Genomic DNA, 17,412 nt, shown 5'->3' with positions numbered 1-17,412 from the left:
AAGATACGTAAAAAAGCTACTTAAAGTAGGGTGAGCGTATGTTGAGCAATATCTTGGGCTACCTCAAGTTTGGACTTTAATTTGAATTGGAAATGTTCGCCCGCACGATTTATAATGGTTATCTTGTTTTGGTTACCCGCAAAACCAGCTCCCTCGTCTTGTAAGCTATTCAAAACAATGAAATCGAGATTCTTTTTCTCCAGCTTATCTTTAGCGTTTTCAATTTCATTATGTGTTTCTAGTGCGAAGCCCACTAAGATCTGTTTTTCCTTCTTCTTACTGCCTAAGGTTTTGAGTATATCGGTTGTTTTTTCAAGTTCGATGGTCATCGAATCTGTATTCTTTTTTATTTTTTCTTCTGCCACAACTTTCGGACGGTAGTCTGCCACAGCCGCACTCATGATGGTAATATCTGCATGTGGAAAATTATCCAAACAAGCATTCAGAAGTTCTTGAGCAGACGTGATTTTGATCAGATTAACACCTTCAGGTGCATGCTCGCTTGTCGGACCGCTAATCAGGGTAACATCTGCCCCGAGCGTATGAAATACCCGTGCAATAGCAATGCCCATTTTTCCACTTGAATGATTGCCGATAAAGCGAACCGGATCGATCGCTTCATGGGTGGGGCCTGCAGTAACAAGAACCTTTTTCCCCTTAAATTGCTGTTGATTGGATTGAGTGTTCAGAATAGCTTCTAGAATTTCGTATGGTTCAGCAAGTCTGCCTTCTCCAATAAGTCCGCTCGCTAATTCACCGCTACCGGGTTGGATAAGATGATTTCCATACGACTTAAGTCTTTCTATATTCGTTTGCGTGGCTGGGTGAGCCCACATGTCTAAATCCATTGCGGGCGCAAAATAAACAGGGCACCGGGCAGACAGGTAAACGGCGGATAAAAGATTGTCACAAATGCCTGAAGCAAATTTCGCTAAGCTGTTCGCACTGGCAGGGGCAACAAGGATTAAGTCAGCCCACAGGCCTAACTCCACATGATTATTCCATTCACCCGTTTTGGTATCAAAATAGTCTGTTAGAACCGGGCGTTTCGATAAAGTCGAAAGCGTAAGTGGGGTAATAAAGTTGACCGCATCACGGGTCATGATCACCTGTACATTTGCTTCGGCTTTTATCAAAAGCCGAAGCAGTAGGGCTGCTTTATAAGCTGCTATGCTTCCACATACTCCTAGTATGATGTTCTTGTTTTTAAGCATAGGCGCGTTAGTTGGTAATTAGTCCTGCTCTGCAGTAGGGTTGCGGTAGTAAACCTTATCATTCATGAAGTCATCTACTGCTAAAAGAGTAGGTTTCGGCATACGCTCGTAATGTTTAGAAATTTCAATCTGCTCACGATTCTCAAACACTTCCTCTAAGTTATCGTTTACCGTAGCGAAATCAGCAAGTTTACTGTGAAGTTCTTCTTTGATATCACTAGCAATTTGATTAGCACGTTTTGAAATGATTACGATAGACTCATAGATGTTCTCTGTATTCTTATCCAAGTCACGTAAATCACGCGTAACGGTTGTGGTTGGAACTGGTACCACTTGTTTTTCTGTATTGTTCTCCATATTTTTTTAATTTTCCCTTTGCTTTCCAGCTACTAACCTTCTGGGCTAACGGGGGTTTCTTCAATTAATTCTTCTGACTTACTTCTCTCTTGCAGTCTCTCGCGCCTAGCTTCCGCTTCCTCCTGTAGGACAGACCATTCTTCTAATGTTTTTCGAACCCGTTCAATACCTTTCTCAGAATCAGATTTAAATTTTAAAGCATCGTCTAGGTGCGCGCTTTCCGGATAATCTGCAGCGAAGTCATCTGCAAATTCGATAGCATCGTTAAAGCGTTCTTCTTGTCTGCGCTCAGAACTATTCAATGCATAAAGATACTGTGCTTCGATTTTGTAGTATTCCAGTTGTTCAGCGTATTTCGTGTCAGGATAATCTCTCAATGAATTATCAAAAGCGATAACCGCGGCCAAGTAATCACCAATATCAAGGTATATTTTGGAGTTTTCGTATGACTTACGTTCTAATTTGCCACGGAGGTTATCTATCAGGTTTGCTGCTTCTTCAGCTCGTTCACTATTTGGGTAGATATTAATAAATAACTGCAGTGCTTCAATTGCCTTAAGTGTATTTTCCTGATCCAGAGAATACACCGGAGATTCCAGATAATAGCAATAAGCTGCCATGTATCGACATTCTTCTGCACGCTGACTTCCCGGATAGCTTTCAGTAAAGCTCTGGAATTGATAACGGGCTGTAGTATAGTCTTTTAGTTGGAAATTTGTATATGCAAAATAGTAATTTAAATCTTCAGCCTCTGGTCTTCCACGATATCTTTTTACAAGATCATCGAATAAAACAAGAGCTTTTGAAAACTTCTTATCATTATAATATCGAATAGCTTCCTGATATTTCCTGCCGGTATCGTTGCTCGCGCGCAACTTCTCAAACTTGCTCTTACAGCTAGAGAGACCAATGACAAGAAGCATCAACATGGCAAGCGTTTGTACTATACGTTTGTTTTTAAACATTTTGCAAAGATAGTTGAATTAAAAATATGTAGCAATTATATTTTTCGGCACCAAGATATTGTCAATATATTTAATACGAGAAAGACCCGAAAGCTTTTAACAAAGTTTAACAATTATACGATGCAAATTTAGCGCGCTACTTGATTGATGACATTACGAAGGTTTTGTTCAATCAGGTCGGTCATCGTTTTACAGTGGTCATAATTATCTTCTTTGAAATATTTTGACAGACCCTTTTTTAAGCGATTGATATTGTCGTCGGTCGTAATCACATGATGCGCAGAGGCGTCTCTTAAAGCAGCAATGCGATGTCTTTCCATCCGGGCGCGCTGGATAAGTGAAGAACGCTCCTCTTGTTGGTACTGAAGGACTGTTTTTTCTGTCAGGTTCGCCATGCTGATTTGGACATACACATAATTGTCCCGGAAAAACTGCGGCAGATAAATCTTCACATTCCCTTCATAGCCTTGCTGATCGAAATCGATCGCTCGGAGACGAAACTGAAAGTCATCAAAATCGGGTGTGATCTGCACGACAAAGTTATAGGATCGCATATCACCTAATAATGTGATCACGCAACGCTCATTAAACTTAACAAACTCTTTCGCAATGCGTTTATGGTTGTAATCCGATTTGTCGAACCGCTTGCTAGCGAATACGTCACCAGGTATGCCGGCAATATGTTCTTCTATTAATGTATCTCCGTCTACTAGATAATTGACTTGATTGGGTGATAGGATCTCCTCGAGTTCCAAACCATAAATTCTGGACGCATCCGCCTGCTTTACGTAAAAATAATCATAAACATCGTTCAGCCTATTGACAATTTTAATGCGAAATGGATGGGTGTTGCCAAACGTGCAGTACTCAATACGTTCGATAAATTTATGTTCCACAATGCGTGTATTGCCCGATGCTTTTAACTTGGCATAAATAATCTTTAGACCCTCATGGATGCGGTCAATTTCGTGTGAGGGGTACAAGGGGCTTTCCCATAAGGTATCCTTTCCATTTTTGTCGATTACAGGAATTGTTTCATCGAAATGTAATAGTTCAGAATAACGTAACGGCAATTTCGTAGCACGTTGATACGACTGTAAATATCTTTGTAGTGAAGGAATTACCGGAAAAATCGGCTTTTTCCGACTAATGCGAACTTCGTTACTTTTCATCTCACTCTCAATTTCGGTTAATCCACAATCTTATTCTCTTTGGCGAAGCTAATTAATTGATTTTCGTTTTGAATACCAAGTTTTAAAAAAATATTCTCTTTGATAGTTTGGATCGCAAATTCGCTCAAATACAAAAAATCACTGATTTCATTCGTGTTAAATTGTTTGTTCATCAGTTGAATAACCTCTATTTCACGTTTTGTTAGATGAAAAGCTTTAAAATCGGCACTTAAATAATAGGATGTAGGTTGTTCTTCATCGTTCTCTAGGTACTCACCCCAATTCAGGCCGCCATATATCTCTAATACAATTTTTTTGAAGTAATGAAAAGGCGTATTTGACAAAAGATATCCTTTCGCTCCAAGTTTTCTGATCTCTGTGATCAACCTTAGGGACGCATAATTGCTGATCGCAACCGTTCTAACAGAAGGGTACTTCTGTGCTAAAGCGGTAAGGGTGTCAATTCCATCCAGAAGTGGCATATTGATATCCAATATAAGGATGTCGGGAACCGCCTGACTTAGAGTGTTCACCAAAGTCTTTCGGGTGTTTACCGAGTCCAATAATTCAAAGCTGTCATCGTTTCCCAATGATGAAATTAGGTCATCAGTCGCGAAGGATTGGTCTGCAGCTATCAAGATCTTAACTTTCATCATGTATCAAATTATTCAATGGTATCTGGATATACACCAACACCCCACCTTCCTGTTTGTTTAAAACTTCAATCTTACCATTTAAGTAATGGATCTTGCTCGCTATACTCAGTTCTTTTTCTTTTAGTTCAGGGTCTTTAGATGTAATGCCTTTGCCGTTATCTTCAGCAACGACGTTAATATGATCTCTATGTTCGATGATTTGTAGAAAAGCATTTTTTGCAGAGGAATGCTGGACTATGTTGGACAAAAGCTCTTGTATGATTCTATATAAATCGATAATTGCTGGTTTCTTATAATTTGTCATCCTTTCGAAACCAATTATCTTATACTCCAAATGTATTTGGTGGGAGTGATTGATATTGTCACAAAGATAGCTGATGGCCGCGGCGAAACCCAACTTCTGAAGATGAAATGGAACCAGAAGATGGCTAATTGTTTGAATTTGACCGTTTGCCTGATGGATGATGTCCTCCGCAATATTTATCTTCGATTTTATTCCATCTGCCAGATCTTCGTTTCTTATAGATGATAGCTGCAGGGAGGCAAGTGAGAGCATCGACCCTACGTCGTTGTGGAGTTGTTCTGCGATGCGGTGACGCTCATTCTGTTGTATTTCCCGAATTTGCTCGCTATGTGTTTGTTGCTGCTGATTGATATTTCGGAGTAACCTTTCCTGGTCCTTTTTATAGTTGTTGAATCGATATACCAACCCGAATGTCAAGATCACGGCAGTAACCATATAGCCTGTTTGCACTCCATGTTTCGAGAGATAACTGTCATAAACTAAGATCTTACCTGTGTGTGCGACAAGTTCTATAATTGAAAATGCAATTAAGGCTGTAAAAGCCAGTAAGAAAAACCAAGCATTCCTGTTCGCTTGTAGGCTTTCTTTGACACATATAAACAGAAACTGAATAACTAATAAGAGGTTCCACGTATTATGAATAATCAATACCGATAAAACTAATTCAGGAAACTGAGAATAGTCGATCGGTACGGCAAAGAAAATAAGAATTGCGATGCCTACGTAAACAAGGGCTGTATTGATATAATAGATTGTGCCCCGTTTTTTCAATTTTAAGAATGCTTGAATAAATAGTAAAGCCGTTATAGCCTGAGCGCAACTAAAAATTGGGCGGGCTTTATTTTCGAACATAGGGAAGTCGGACCACCAAATCTGATAACCTAAGCCGAGGTTCGTTGATACCCATAGGAAGCCTGATAAAATAAATGCCGCATAAAACAAGTATAAATAATCCTTCATGGTTAGGAATAGGAATAAGCCGAAGATGACAAGCAATATTACCATGCCCATGAATATTCCACTAATGAGTTGTTCAGAAAGTTGAGTGTCGTGGTACTGATCAATCGCTACTAGCTCCTGTGTAATCTGTAGCGATTCATGATGTTTATCAACTTTAACGAAGTACAGGGATTCCGTACTAGACGAACTTTGGATCGGGAATACGAATTTTCTTGAATTAATGGGGCGGCTATCGAACGGAAGATGATCGCCAGTTTCATTGATTAGATTAATCTTGTCATTTTTTACCTCAAAAAGATCGACCCAGTTGATGTGTGGGTTGCCGACAACATAATAGTATTTATTCGGCGTCTCTTCAGGAGGCAGTCGCAATGCTAACCAAAACGTAGATTTAGTGAAGCCAGGATTATAATCTTTAGTATGTAAACGATCGAATTCACCGTCTTCAAATGCTTCATGAATCGCCGTGACGTTCATGCTGTTTGAAGGGTCTTCGAAGATAAAGACTTCTTTTTGCCCTGTTGGCGGCTGGAAAAGATTCTGTAAGAGTAAAACAAGTGAGAGTAAAATCAGTTGCAAGGGGATCTGTACATTAAGTTTTTTTAATCGGTCGTCATATTAATTTGGATGAGTCCAAGGTAATATTTTTTTTCCATAATGATGTATCATTTTTTAGCATTGATTTAACATTATTTTTTAATTCTGGTATGATCTCCTACCCTGTTATAGCTAAACACATTTATTAATAAATGATCCGTTGTGTATGATGGTCGAGATTAACAAAAGAGTGTAAAAAGTGGTTCATTTCTCTAATAAATCGTATTGAGACCTTATTCTCAAAGATGTGCGACCAGTTTATGATTAGGCGAAATTATGCCAAGTCTATCGATCCTATTCATAGTCATGAAGAGTGTGAAGTCGGCAAAGTACCCCTGTTCCTTCCCTGCCCTCCCCATAAATCCCGAAAATCAGGGGGCGCATAGGGGACTCATAGGGGAGGGATAGGGGAGGCACATCGAACGAGGCTTGGATATCGAACGAGGCTTGGATAAAGGATGCTCCAAACCGATGCTCGTTTGCATGGTATTTTATCCGAATTCGCTTAGAACCTTGTTCGGATTCATAGGCGAATTTTTAGCGATTTATTTGCTGTCATATCCCTATTTTCGTCGATTTATACGGGAGGAATAGGGAATTAATAGATTATTAATTGCTAAATACCCTTTACAAGGGTCTTACCAAGGTACCCGAAGGTGATTTTTATTGTACCCGAAGGTGATTTTTATTTTTCTCCTTTTTGTGTTGATCTTGTGCTTGGGCGTCTTCCTTGGTTGTGGGGGTGCGGGAGCGGTTTTTAAAAATTAATGATATTGTATTTCAGTGTTTTGCATTTTTCTTTTGGAATAAGTTTCGTTGTAGTTTGGAAGTTGCGGTTTAGTTCCTATCTTTGCATCCCGCAAACGAGGGAATGCGGGTTCGTTCATTGAAGGGGGGATGTTTTTGGGTTTTAGGGCTTCCGGTCTTTTCCGGTTTTTTTTGCCTTTCGTCCCGGACTCCCGATCTTTGCGCCCCGCTCTGGCGGGGCGGGCAGGGGCACCGGAAAAAAATAATTTTTTTTATTTTGCGGAATCAAAAAAAGCTCTTACCTTTGCAATCCCGAAACGGACGGGGCCCGGGGCGCGACGCCTTGGGGTACTGAAAAAAAAGAAGATCGATACGGTGGGGTGCCCACCGGTAGATATAAAAAAACAGCCGGCCCGTGAGGCCACCGGCGACAAGTTCTTAAAAGAGAAGATTATCATGTAGCGTAACGAGTAGTTTGAGAGAACGAAAGTTTAAAAAGTTCAAACCAAGTCAATGACCGGTACGGTAGATACAAATACGGTACCGATTCTATGAACAGATTTTGAGTGAATAGGGTCAGGTAGCAAACACACATTTTTACAATGGAGAGTTTGATCCTGGCTCAGGATGAACGCTAGCGGCAGGCCTAATACATGCAAGTCGAACGGGATCCAGAGGTGAGCTTGCTTACCTTTGGTGAGAGTGGCGTACGGGTGCGTAACGCGTGAGCAACCTACCGCTGTCTGGGGGATAGCCCGGAGAAATCCGGATTAATACCGCATAACATCAGTTAGCAGCATTGCATACTGATCAAACATTTATGGGACAGCGATGGGCTCGCGTGACATTAGCTAGTTGGAGTGGTAACGGCACACCAAGGCGACGATGTCTAGGGGATCTGAGAGGATGACCCCCCACACTGGGACTGAGACACGGCCCAGACTCCTACGGGAGGCAGCAGTAAGGAATATTGGTCAATGGAGGCAACTCTGAACCAGCCATGCCGCGTGCAGGAAGACGGCCCTCTGGGTTGTAAACTGCTTTTACCAGGGAATAAACCCCATTACGTGTAATGGGCTGAATGTACCTGGTGAATAAGGATCGGCTAACTCCGTGCCAGCAGCCGCGGTAATACGGAGGATCCGAGCGTTATCCGGAATTATTGGGTTTAAAGGGTGCGTAGGCGGCCTGATAAGTCAGGGGTGAAAGACGGTGGCTCAACCATCGCAGTGCCTTTGATACTGTCGGGCTTGAATGTACTTGAGGTAGGCGGAATGTGACAAGTAGCGGTGAAATGCATAGATATGTCACAGAACACCGATTGCGAAGGCAGCTTACTAAAGTATGATTGACGCTGAGGCACGAAAGCGTGGGGATCAAACAGGATTAGATACCCTGGTAGTCCACGCCCTAAACGATGAATACTCGATGTTGGCGATATACAGTCAGCGTCCAAGCGAAAGCGTTAAGTATTCCACCTGGGGAGTACGGCCGCAAGGTTGAAACTCAAAGGAATTGACGGGGGCCCGCACAAGCGGAGGAGCATGTGGTTTAATTCGATGATACGCGAGGAACCTTACCCGGGCTTGAAAGTTAGTGAAGTATCCAGAGACGGATACGTCCTTCGGGACACGAAACTAGGTGCTGCATGGCTGTCGTCAGCTCGTGCCGTGAGGTGTTGGGTTAAGTCCCGCAACGAGCGCAACCCCTATGTTTAGTTGCCAGCATGTTATGGTGGGGACTCTAAACAGACTGCCTGTGCAAACAGTGAGGAAGGTGGGGACGACGTCAAGTCATCATGGCCCTTACGTCCGGGGCTACACACGTGCTACAATGGCCGGTACAGAGGGCAGCTAGCCAGCAATGGTATGCCAATCTCTCAAAGCCGGTCACAGTTCGGATCGGGGTCTGCAACTCGACCCCGTGAAGTTGGATTCGCTAGTAATCGCGTATCAGCAATGACGCGGTGAATACGTTCCCGGGCCTTGTACACACCGCCCGTCAAGCCATGAAAGCTGGGGGTACCTGAAGTATGTAACCGCGAGGAGCGTACTAAGGTAAAACCGGTAATTGGGGCTAAGTCGTAACAAGGTAGCCGTACCGGAAGGTGCGGCTGGAATACCTCCTTTCTAGAGCATCCGGTTGTTGATGCTCGTTGCGCCATGAGATTTTCTTGATAGAGACATAAAGAATGAAGAATAAGAGTACCGCTCCCCTATGAGGTACCCTTGCAGCATTGAAAAGCTAGTCCCGTAGCTCAGTTGGTTAGAGCACTACACTGATAATGTAGGGGTCAGCAGTTCAAATCTGCTCGGGACTACTCAATTAGATGGGGAATTAGCTCAGCTGGCTAGAGCGCCTGCCTTGCACGCAGGAGGTCATCGGTTCGACTCCGATATTCTCCACAGTAGGGGCCGTGAGGTTCCCGGAGGCCTAACCCGCCATCCGGGTCCGTACAATCGGTTTCCCGAACGTTCTTTGACATATTGGAAGAAAAAGTAAATTGAAGAGAAGACAACAGTAGAGACGCTGGTGCCTTTAGGGTACCGGCAGACAATAAAAGCATCCGCATATACTAGCAAAAGGGTATGCGGAGAAGAAAGTAAGAAAGGGCACACGGTGGATGCCTAGGCTCTCAGAGGCGATGAAGGACGTGATAAGCTGCGATAAGCCACGGGGATCAGCACATATGACTTGATCCGTGGATTTCCGAATGGGGCAACCCGGCATGTTGAAGACATGTCACGAAGAAGAGCAAACCCGCTGAACTGAAACATCTAAGTAGGCGGAGGAGAAGAAAATAACAATGATTTCCTGAGTAGTGGCGAGCGAAAGGGAAAGAGCCCAAACCGGACATGTTACGGCATGTTCGGGGTTGTAGGACTGCGATGTGATTACAGGTTAGCGAAGTAGAACCCCGGTGGAAAACGGGGGCCATAGCGTGTGACAGCCACGTATACGTAAGCGACCCTGGTCTAGCAGCATCCTGAGTACCGCGGGGTCGGAGACGCCCTGTGGGAATCTGCCAGCACCATCTGGTAAGGCTAAATACTCCTGAGAGACCGATAGTGGACTAGTACCGTGAGGGAAAGGTGAAAAGAACCCCGAACAGGGGAGTGAAATAGAACCTGAAACCGTGTGCTTACAAGCGGTCGGAGCGGGCTTGTCCCGTGACGGCGTGCCTTTTGCATAATGAGCCTACGAGTTACTCTTCCCTGGCAAGGTTAAGTGGTTCAGCCACGGATCCGCAGCGAAAGCGAGTCTGAACAGGGCGCACAGTCAGGGGAGGTAGACGCGAAACCTTGTGATCTACCCATGGACAGGTTGAAGGTACGGTAACACGTACTGGAGGACCGAACCGATAAACGTTGAAAAGTTTCCGGATGATCTGTGGGTAGGGGTGAAAGGCTAATCAAACTGGGAAATAGCTCGTACTCCCCGAAATGTTTTTAGGAACAGCGTCGGTGTTGAGTTTCATAGAGGTAGAGCTACTGATTGGGTGCGGGGGAGTCACATCCTACCAAATCCAGACAAACTCCGAATGCTATGAAATATAACCGGCAGTGAGGCTCTGGGTGCTAAGGTCCAGGGCCGAGAGGGAAAGAACCCAGACCATCAGCTAAGGTCCCCAAGTATACGCTAAGTTGAGCTAACGAGGTCCGATTGCACAGACAGCTAGGATGTTGGCTTGGAAGCAGCCATTCATTTAAAGAGTGCGTAACAGCTCACTAGTCGAGCGATCGGGCATGGATAATAAACGGGCATCAAGCGTATCACCGAAGCTATGGGATCGAAAGATCGGTAGGGGAGCATTCCAGCGGAGCTGAAGGTATGCCGTAAGGCGTGCTGGATCTTCTGGAAAAGCAAATGTAGGCATAAGTAACGATAAGGCGGGCGAGAAACCCGCCCACCGAAAGACCAAGGTTTCCTGATCAACGCTAATCGGATCAGGGTTAGTCGGGTCCTAAGGTGTACCCGAAGGGGGAATCCGATGGACAACTGGTTAATATTCCAGTACTTTTTACAGCTGCGATGTGGTGACGGAGTAGTGACACTGCCGCGAACTGACGGAATAGTTCGTTGAAGGGTGTAGGTATAGGGATGGTAGGCAAATCCGCCGTTCCTGCTGAATCCCGACAGTACAGCAAGCCTTCGGGTGCGCTGATAGTGCAGGTAATCAGACTTCCAAGAAAACCCGCTAAGCTTCAGGCTGTAAAAACCCGTACCGCAAACCGACACAGGTGGTCGAGGAGAGAATCCTAAGGTGCTCGAGTGAATCATGGCTAAGGAACTCGGCAAAATGGCCCTGTAACTTCGGGAGAAGGGGCGCTTCCTCCATTCCTTCGGGGGTGGAGAAGCCGCAGTGAAACGGCCCAGGCGACTGTTTAACAAAAACATATGGCTTTGCCAAATCGAAAGATGATGTATAAGGCCTGACACCTGCCCGGTGCTGGAAGGTTAAGAGGGGATGTTAGTCGCAAGGCGAAGCATTGAATCGAAGCCCCAGTAAACGGCGGCCGTAACTATAACGGTCCTAAGGTAGCGAAATTCCTTGTCGGGTAAGTTCCGACCTGCACGAATGGTGTAACGATCTGGGCGCTGTCTCGGCCATGAGCTCGGTGAAATTGTGGTATCGGTGAAGACGCCGATTACCCGCAACGGGACGGAAAGACCCCATGAACCTTCACTATAGCTTAACATTGTGACTGGGTGCAGGATGTGTAGGATAGGTGGGAGATTGTGAAGCGGTGTCGCCAGGCATCGTGGAATCAACCTTGAAATACCACCCTTTCTGTACTCGGTTCCTAACCCCGCTTAAGCGGGGGACATTGTTTGGTGGGTAGTTTGACTGGGGTGGTCGCCTCCAAAAAGGTAACGGAGGCTTTCAAAGGTAAGCTCAGTACGCTTGGTAACCGTACGTGGAGTGCAATAGCATAAGCTTGCTTGACTGTGAGACCTACAAGTCGATCAGGGTCGAAAGACGGATATAGTGATCCGGTGGTTCTGCATGGAAGGGCCATCGCTCAAAGGATAAAAGGTACTCTGGGGATAACAGGCTGATCTCCCCCAAGAGCTCATATCGACGGGGAGGTTTGGCACCTCGATGTCGGCTCGTCACATCCTGGGGCTGGAGAAGGTCCCAAGGGTTGGGCTGTTCGCCCATTAAAGTGGCACGCGAGCTGGGTTCAGAACGTCGCGAGACAGTTCGGTCCCTATCTGTTGTGGGCGCAGGAAGTTTGAGTGGGGCTGTCCTTAGTACGAGAGGACCGGGATGGACCAACCTCTGGTGTATCTGTTATGGCGCCAGCTGTACCGCAGAGTAGCTATGTTGGGAATAGATAAGCGCTGAAAGCATCTAAGCGCGAAACTAGCCACGAGATGAGACTTCCATTGAGGGCCGTTGAAGACTACGACGTCGATAGGCCGCAGGTGTAAAGGTAGAGATATCAAAGCCGAGCGGTACTAATCACCCGAATCTTTCTCAAGCAGATAGACTGTTGTTTTCTCTTTCGGTTTCCTTTTTCTTCCAGTGCATGTCAAATGCCGTTTGCCCTTGTGGGCTTGTTGGCATATCAAGATATTCAGGTGCCTATATCGGCGGTGTCCACCTCTTCCCATACCGAACAGAGAAGTTAAGCCCGCCAGAGCCGATGGTACTGCCGTAACAGGTGGGAGAGTAGGTCGGCGCCCTACCCTTTTCCCGGGCCCGTTCACAGAAGTGGACGGGCCCGTGGTATTTTCGGGCATAACCAAAAACACCTTCCTTGAAAAGCAAACGAACTTTCTATAGCAAGTTTAACGGCTAGCTTGTTCAATACTGATTTTATTTAAACAGTCAACGAACGTTTTACCTGTTCTTTTTTAATAAACCTACTTAATGACGTTTCGTGTAAGAGAATTTAGCGTATGCGCTATAATGAGAAGTCTGTGTATACAGATCATAAGGACACAGAGCCCTTGGGAATTAATTGCACTGAAAAGCGTTTGGCTTTTAAATCTTTTGTAGGACGGAGACCGTAGTAACCTCCACCGGAAATTATCAGTTCAATAGCATGTTTCCGCAGATCAATCTCTTCTTTCAGCCAGGTTTTGTAAACAACGAGAGCGCGTTCGTAACTCAAACGATAAGCCCAAGTATTGTTACGTTCATAATCTTCCTCCCATTCGTTACAGAGGTTGCCCTCTAATACAAGCGTGAATTCTTCGGCACGCCCGTCTTTTTCCATTTTTGTTAATAGATCTCTTAGCTTTTTTCCCGCTTCGTGAATCGTCGACCGTGCTCCTGGTCTTAGTTCCTCCTTATTTTTTTCAAATAGCTCAGCCGCCTCTAGAAAATCTTCCATAACATATTTTTCGCTTGAATCTAGGTAGGTAAAGTGTTCGATCTCTTCCCGCTCCAAGATTTCATTTACTGCTGCCTGTTGCTTGTTCTGTATAGTCTTGGATGCAGGGTTGGGCTCAATAGAAAAATCGCTCGGCCGCAAAAAAAGTAACATCAACAGTCCCACGAGAATCCCTCCAATAACAACGGTGCCTGCGATCAAAGCCTGTTTCATAACCTATGTTTCCCTTCTTGATTTTATCAAAACATTTGTTTTCGTTTATAAATCTAAAGATACTTCCTCTTTTTATCAATCAAAAAGACCAAATGATTGTTACAATTTAACCCACAATTACGTAATACAAAAAGCGAGGAGCGATTTTTGCTTGGAACTACATGGCTTTTTGGAACTACCTAGTGTTATTAAGGTAGAGCTGTATGAGGTAAATATTACATAAAGGAAAATGGGAAAAGTAGAAGTGAAGCGGTATGGTATTCCAATGTAGTAGACTTAATTATAGCATCAGACTGATGAGTGAACATAGACGAGTGAACATAATAAAATAAGAATAAAATGAATGCATTGAGCCTTAGTATTTTGAGTTTTTTTGCAGTTCTGGCGATATCTCCGATGGCCTGTCAGGATTCAGCAGATGTAAAGAAAGAAGAAGGTCGTCAAAACCTAAACTTTACCCCAAAAGAAGAGCAGAAACTTGCTCAGGATAACGAATTTACGTTTAGTCTTTTTAATGAAGCGCTGACCAATCTGAATGAAGGAAATAACATTTTGATGTCGCCAGTCAGCGCCAGCTTAGTTCTCGCTATGCTCCACAACGGTGCAGAAGACGAAACTAAAGCTGCTATCGGAAAAGCACTTCGGTTTGAAGGCTTCAGTGATGAAGAAATCAACACCTATTACCAGAAAATCATTCAGGTGCTCCCTAATTTAGATCCGAATACCACATTAGACATAGCCAATTCCATCTGGTATCGTCAAGAATTTAGGGCCAAGTCATCTTTTTTAGACATCAACCGTAGTTTTTATCAAGCTGAGGTTGGCGCCCTAGATTTCAATAACCCACAGGCTCCGAAAACCATCAACGATTGGGTAAGCAAAAATACCAACGGGAAGATCCCTACGATTGTTGATGACATCTCACCTGATATGGTCATGTATCTGATCAACGCCATCTATTTCAAAGGTAGCTGGCAAGAAAAGTTCGATTCTGAGCGTACACAGCAGAAGGCATTTAAGCGGTCCAATGGTTCCGACCTGCAGACTGATTTTATGAATATCCAGGAAAAGTTTAATATTGTTCAGAACAACGATGTCCAGGGCATTGAGTTGCCATATGGCGACGGACAGTTTAGCATGTTTGTTTTTATGCCGACAGGTACGACCGATCTGAAAGAATTTATCAAAAAATTTGATGATAGTGAGTTTCTTGCAAGCGTATACAGCGGTTTTAGCAAAAGAGAAACAAATCTTTCAATCCCCAAGTTCAAATTTGCTTACGAAAATACCCTCAACGATGAGCTAGAAAGATTGGGAATGGGGGTAGTCTTTAGCGATCAGGCCAACCTTTCAGGCATTGCTGATGAAGATCTTCTGGTTAGCGAAGTTAAGCAGAAAGCCTTTATCGAAGTTAATGAAGAAGGTACCGAAGCTGCCGCCGTTACCGGTGTAGGTGTCAGCGTTACTTCCATGCCTATGGTTCAGACACTGACTTTCGACAAACCCTTTTTCTTCCTCATCCGCGAAAACAATTGCGGTTTGATTCTTTTTACAGGCGCTGTCAATGACCCGTCGAAAGAAGAGAATAAGGGTTAATACAAACAAAGTTGCCAGCTAACGCGAAGTTGCCTGCTGGGCTATTTTGATATCCGTATAGCTGATATCATAGCCCAGCCCTGCTTTCAGCTCAGACATCGTCAGCCCCGGATTCTTTTCCATATATTTCAAGATAACATCTAGTTTAGCCGTATCGATCAATTGTTCAACATCAATCTCGCTTCCTATAAAAGAAATCAGATGATTGGTAATCGTGTTTTCTGTCAGACCACGAAGTGTCGCTATTTCCTTGATCGTTTTTCCTTCCGTAAAGAACTGAAGACTAATTAATTTAGTCTGCCCTTTCGGCACTTTTGAGCTTTTGGAAGACTCAGGATTATTTGCTCCTAACGCTCCATCGGCCAGCACGGACGAATCCTTTTCTTTTAACACCAAATCCAAATGAATCGAATGAAAAACCTTCACCTGCTCCAGAAGATCATCAATCTCCATTTCCTCCAGTAGCGCCTTACTCAGCGAGCGACATTTCTTAAGTCGATCTAGCTTCCGATAGCAATCGATCAACAAAGCCTTACACTGTTGGATATACTTCTTCGTTCTTTTTTTTGCGGTCCAAAGCTTAATATGACCCTCAAGCGGATTCAGTACCTGCTTTTCCATTTTCTTGATAAACCAGTCCGTCGCCTTATCGGTCCGTTCGTCCAGAATTTTCAAATCCACCGGCGATTGTGCCAATAAATTTCTCAGTTGCCCTTGAAATTTTGTCGCCACCTCCTCATGCATACTACAGGCTATCGCCAGTGCCTTAAGAAAGTCCACCGCCTCCTGTTTATCGACGATATTCTTCTCATTCGTTTCATCTTTTAACACCTTTGCCTGCTCCGTAATCACTGACCAGTCGAACGTCTCCAGCAGCAAATTCATCAGGTAGAGACGTTGCGACTCCCGAAGCAAATCATCATATTCATCCCCGGTCAGTTTCCGTCGCGAATAATCGACCACCGCCTGGTTTGTGAAAATATTACTTGGATTAATCATCGACCGCAGAACCAGTCCCTCCAAACTACGCACCCTGCTAAGCGCCACATACACCTGTCCCGCAGCAAAGGCAGCACCTGCATCAATAATCGCCCGGTCAAAGGTCAAACCCTGGCTCTTGTGAATTGTCACCGCCCAGGCCAGCCTGATAGGGAACTGACTAAACGTACCCAAGGTTTCCTCCTGAACCTTATCCTCCGCCTTATCATAATTATATTTTACATTCTTCCATTCCTCCTTGCTCACCTTTACATCCTCCGATCCATCGTTGAAGGAAATCCAAATATCCCGTTTATTCGCACTAATATCCTTGATAAATCCAATCTTTCCATTGTAATAGCGCTTTTCCAGACCTTTATCATTCTTGATAAACATCACCTGTGCACCTATTTTCAACTGCAAGATCTGCTCCGTCGGGTACGCCGACTCCGAATAATCGCCCGTCACCAAAGCCTGCACCGCGATGGTTTTCCCTTTCAACTCTTTCAATCTCTCTTGGTTAATACGATCCGCTTGCGCGTTGTGCGAACACAGTGTAATAAAGATATTCTCTTTATCTGGTTTAAAATCAGCACGATAATGACTGTTCAGCAGCGCAATATGCTCCGCCGTACATGCATTGTTTCGAATACTGTTCAACAAATCAATAAACACCGGATCTTGCTGCCTGTAAATCTTTTCCAGTTCAATCTGAACCAGATCCAGTTCCCGTATCGCTATCGAATCAAAGAAAAAAGGCGTAGCATAGTGTTCCCGTAGAAAAGTCCACTCCTGATTTTTTACCACCGGAGGCAACTGATACAAGTCACCAATCAGCAATAGCTGTAAACCACCAAAAGGCCTCATATCCCGGCGGACCGACTTCAAAACATCATCGACCGCATCCAGCACATCCGCACGCAACATCGATACCTCGTCGATAATCAACAGCTCCAGCTCCTGCAGCAGGTTCCTGCGCTCAGCCGATAGCCGAATCTTACTCATCAGTCTCTGCCGATTATAAATATGATTGTCATGCTCATCCCAGCGCAACTGATAGTCACGAATGTACGTCCCAAAAGGCAAATGAAACAACGAGTGCAAGGTTGTGCCTCCCGCGTTGATAGCCGCCACACCCGTTGGCGCCGTCACCACCATCTTTTTAGCACAATGCTTCAGGATGTATTTCAGAAAAGTAGTCTTACCCGTACCCGCCTTTCCTGTCAGGAAAATGGGCTTGTTCGTATGAATAACAAAGGATGCAGCTTTCGAAAAAATGTCATTAGTTTCCACTTCCATTTCCAGATTA

The 17,412-nt window shown here is 44.4% G+C and carries 9 protein-coding genes, 2 tRNA genes and 3 rRNA genes; 6 read left to right on the top strand and 8 right to left on the bottom strand.

Translation table 11 applies throughout. From position 1 onward, the window contains the following. Positions 1-20: 20 nt before the first annotated feature. From coaBC to D3P12_RS01330, 6 genes are all read right to left on the bottom strand, one after another. On the bottom strand, positions 21-1,214 hold the full coding sequence (gene coaBC, locus D3P12_RS01355; RefSeq protein WP_118193305.1) for a bifunctional phosphopantothenoylcysteine decarboxylase/phosphopantothenate--cysteine ligase CoaBC: 1,194 nt from the start codon (positions 1,212-1,214) through the stop codon (positions 21-23). Positions 1,215-1,232: 18 nt separating this feature from the next. Beyond that, positions 1,233-1,571, bottom strand: coding sequence for a DNA-directed RNA polymerase subunit omega (locus D3P12_RS01350; protein ID WP_118193304.1), 339 nt, complete (start codon positions 1,569-1,571; stop codon positions 1,233-1,235). Between the two features lie 32 nt (positions 1,572-1,603). Then, entirely contained in the window at positions 1,604-2,536 is a 933-nt protein-coding gene (locus tag D3P12_RS01345) for an outer membrane protein assembly factor BamD (protein ID WP_118193303.1), read from the bottom strand. A gap of 128 nt (positions 2,537-2,664) precedes the next feature. Continuing rightward, positions 2,665-3,708 carry a hypothetical protein gene (locus D3P12_RS01340; RefSeq protein WP_118193302.1) on the bottom strand — a complete coding sequence of 348 codons (1,044 nt, stop codon included), beginning with the start codon at positions 3,706-3,708 and terminating at the stop codon, positions 2,665-2,667. Positions 3,709-3,725: 17 nt separating this feature from the next. Next, the gene (locus D3P12_RS01335) at positions 3,726-4,364 is read right to left on the bottom strand and encodes a response regulator transcription factor (protein ID WP_118193301.1); all 639 of its coding nucleotides are present in this window, start codon (positions 4,362-4,364) and stop codon (positions 3,726-3,728) included. Next, entirely contained in the window at positions 4,351-6,207 is a 1,857-nt protein-coding gene (locus D3P12_RS01330) for a sensor histidine kinase (RefSeq protein ID WP_262511124.1), read from the bottom strand. The genes D3P12_RS01335 and D3P12_RS01330 overlap by 14 nt, the downstream gene beginning before the upstream one ends. A gap of 1,364 nt (positions 6,208-7,571) precedes the next feature. On the opposite strand from D3P12_RS01330, the gene D3P12_RS01320 reads away from it, so the two are divergent. The 5 genes from D3P12_RS01320 (at position 7,572) to rrf (ending at position 12,666) form a co-directional block, all read left to right on the top strand. Continuing rightward, positions 7,572-9,101 (top strand): 16S ribosomal RNA (locus D3P12_RS01320). Positions 9,102-9,218: 117 nt separating this feature from the next. Then, a tRNA-Ile gene (locus D3P12_RS01315) sits at positions 9,219-9,292 on the top strand. A gap of 11 nt (positions 9,293-9,303) precedes the next feature. Further along, positions 9,304-9,377, top strand: a tRNA-Ala gene (locus tag D3P12_RS01310). Between the two features lie 191 nt (positions 9,378-9,568). Then, positions 9,569-12,458 (top strand): 23S ribosomal RNA (locus D3P12_RS01305). A 96-nt stretch (positions 12,459-12,554) separates the two neighbouring features. Further along, positions 12,555-12,666 (top strand): 5S ribosomal RNA (rrf, locus tag D3P12_RS01300). Together the 16S, 23S and 5S rRNA genes with 2 tRNA genes alongside form the textbook arrangement of a ribosomal RNA operon. 245 nt (positions 12,667-12,911) lie before the next feature. Here rrf and D3P12_RS01295 read toward each other — a convergent pair. Next, positions 12,912-13,529: a hypothetical protein gene (locus tag D3P12_RS01295; protein WP_118193298.1), complete on the bottom strand. Its 618-nt coding sequence runs from the start codon at positions 13,527-13,529 to the stop codon at positions 12,912-12,914. A 339-nt stretch (positions 13,530-13,868) separates the two neighbouring features. On the opposite strand from D3P12_RS01295, the gene D3P12_RS01290 reads away from it, so the two are divergent. After that, positions 13,869-15,125: a serpin family protein gene (locus D3P12_RS01290; RefSeq protein WP_118193297.1), complete on the top strand. Its 1,257-nt coding sequence runs from the start codon at positions 13,869-13,871 to the stop codon at positions 15,123-15,125. An 18-nt stretch (positions 15,126-15,143) separates the two neighbouring features. Here D3P12_RS01290 and D3P12_RS01285 read toward each other — a convergent pair whose 3' ends face one another. Then, positions 15,144-17,402 (bottom strand): helix-turn-helix domain-containing protein, encoded by a 2,259-nt coding sequence (locus tag D3P12_RS01285; RefSeq protein ID WP_118193296.1) that lies wholly within the window; start codon positions 17,400-17,402, stop codon positions 15,144-15,146. Positions 17,403-17,412: the final 10 nt, after the last annotated feature.

The sequence above is a fragment of the Pedobacter indicus genome, from assembly GCF_003449035.1.
Lineage (GTDB): Bacteria > Bacteroidota > Bacteroidia > Sphingobacteriales > Sphingobacteriaceae > Albibacterium > Albibacterium indicum.
The sequence above is the reverse complement of the archived record's forward strand: the minus strand, read 5'-3'. Positions and strand labels throughout refer to the sequence as shown.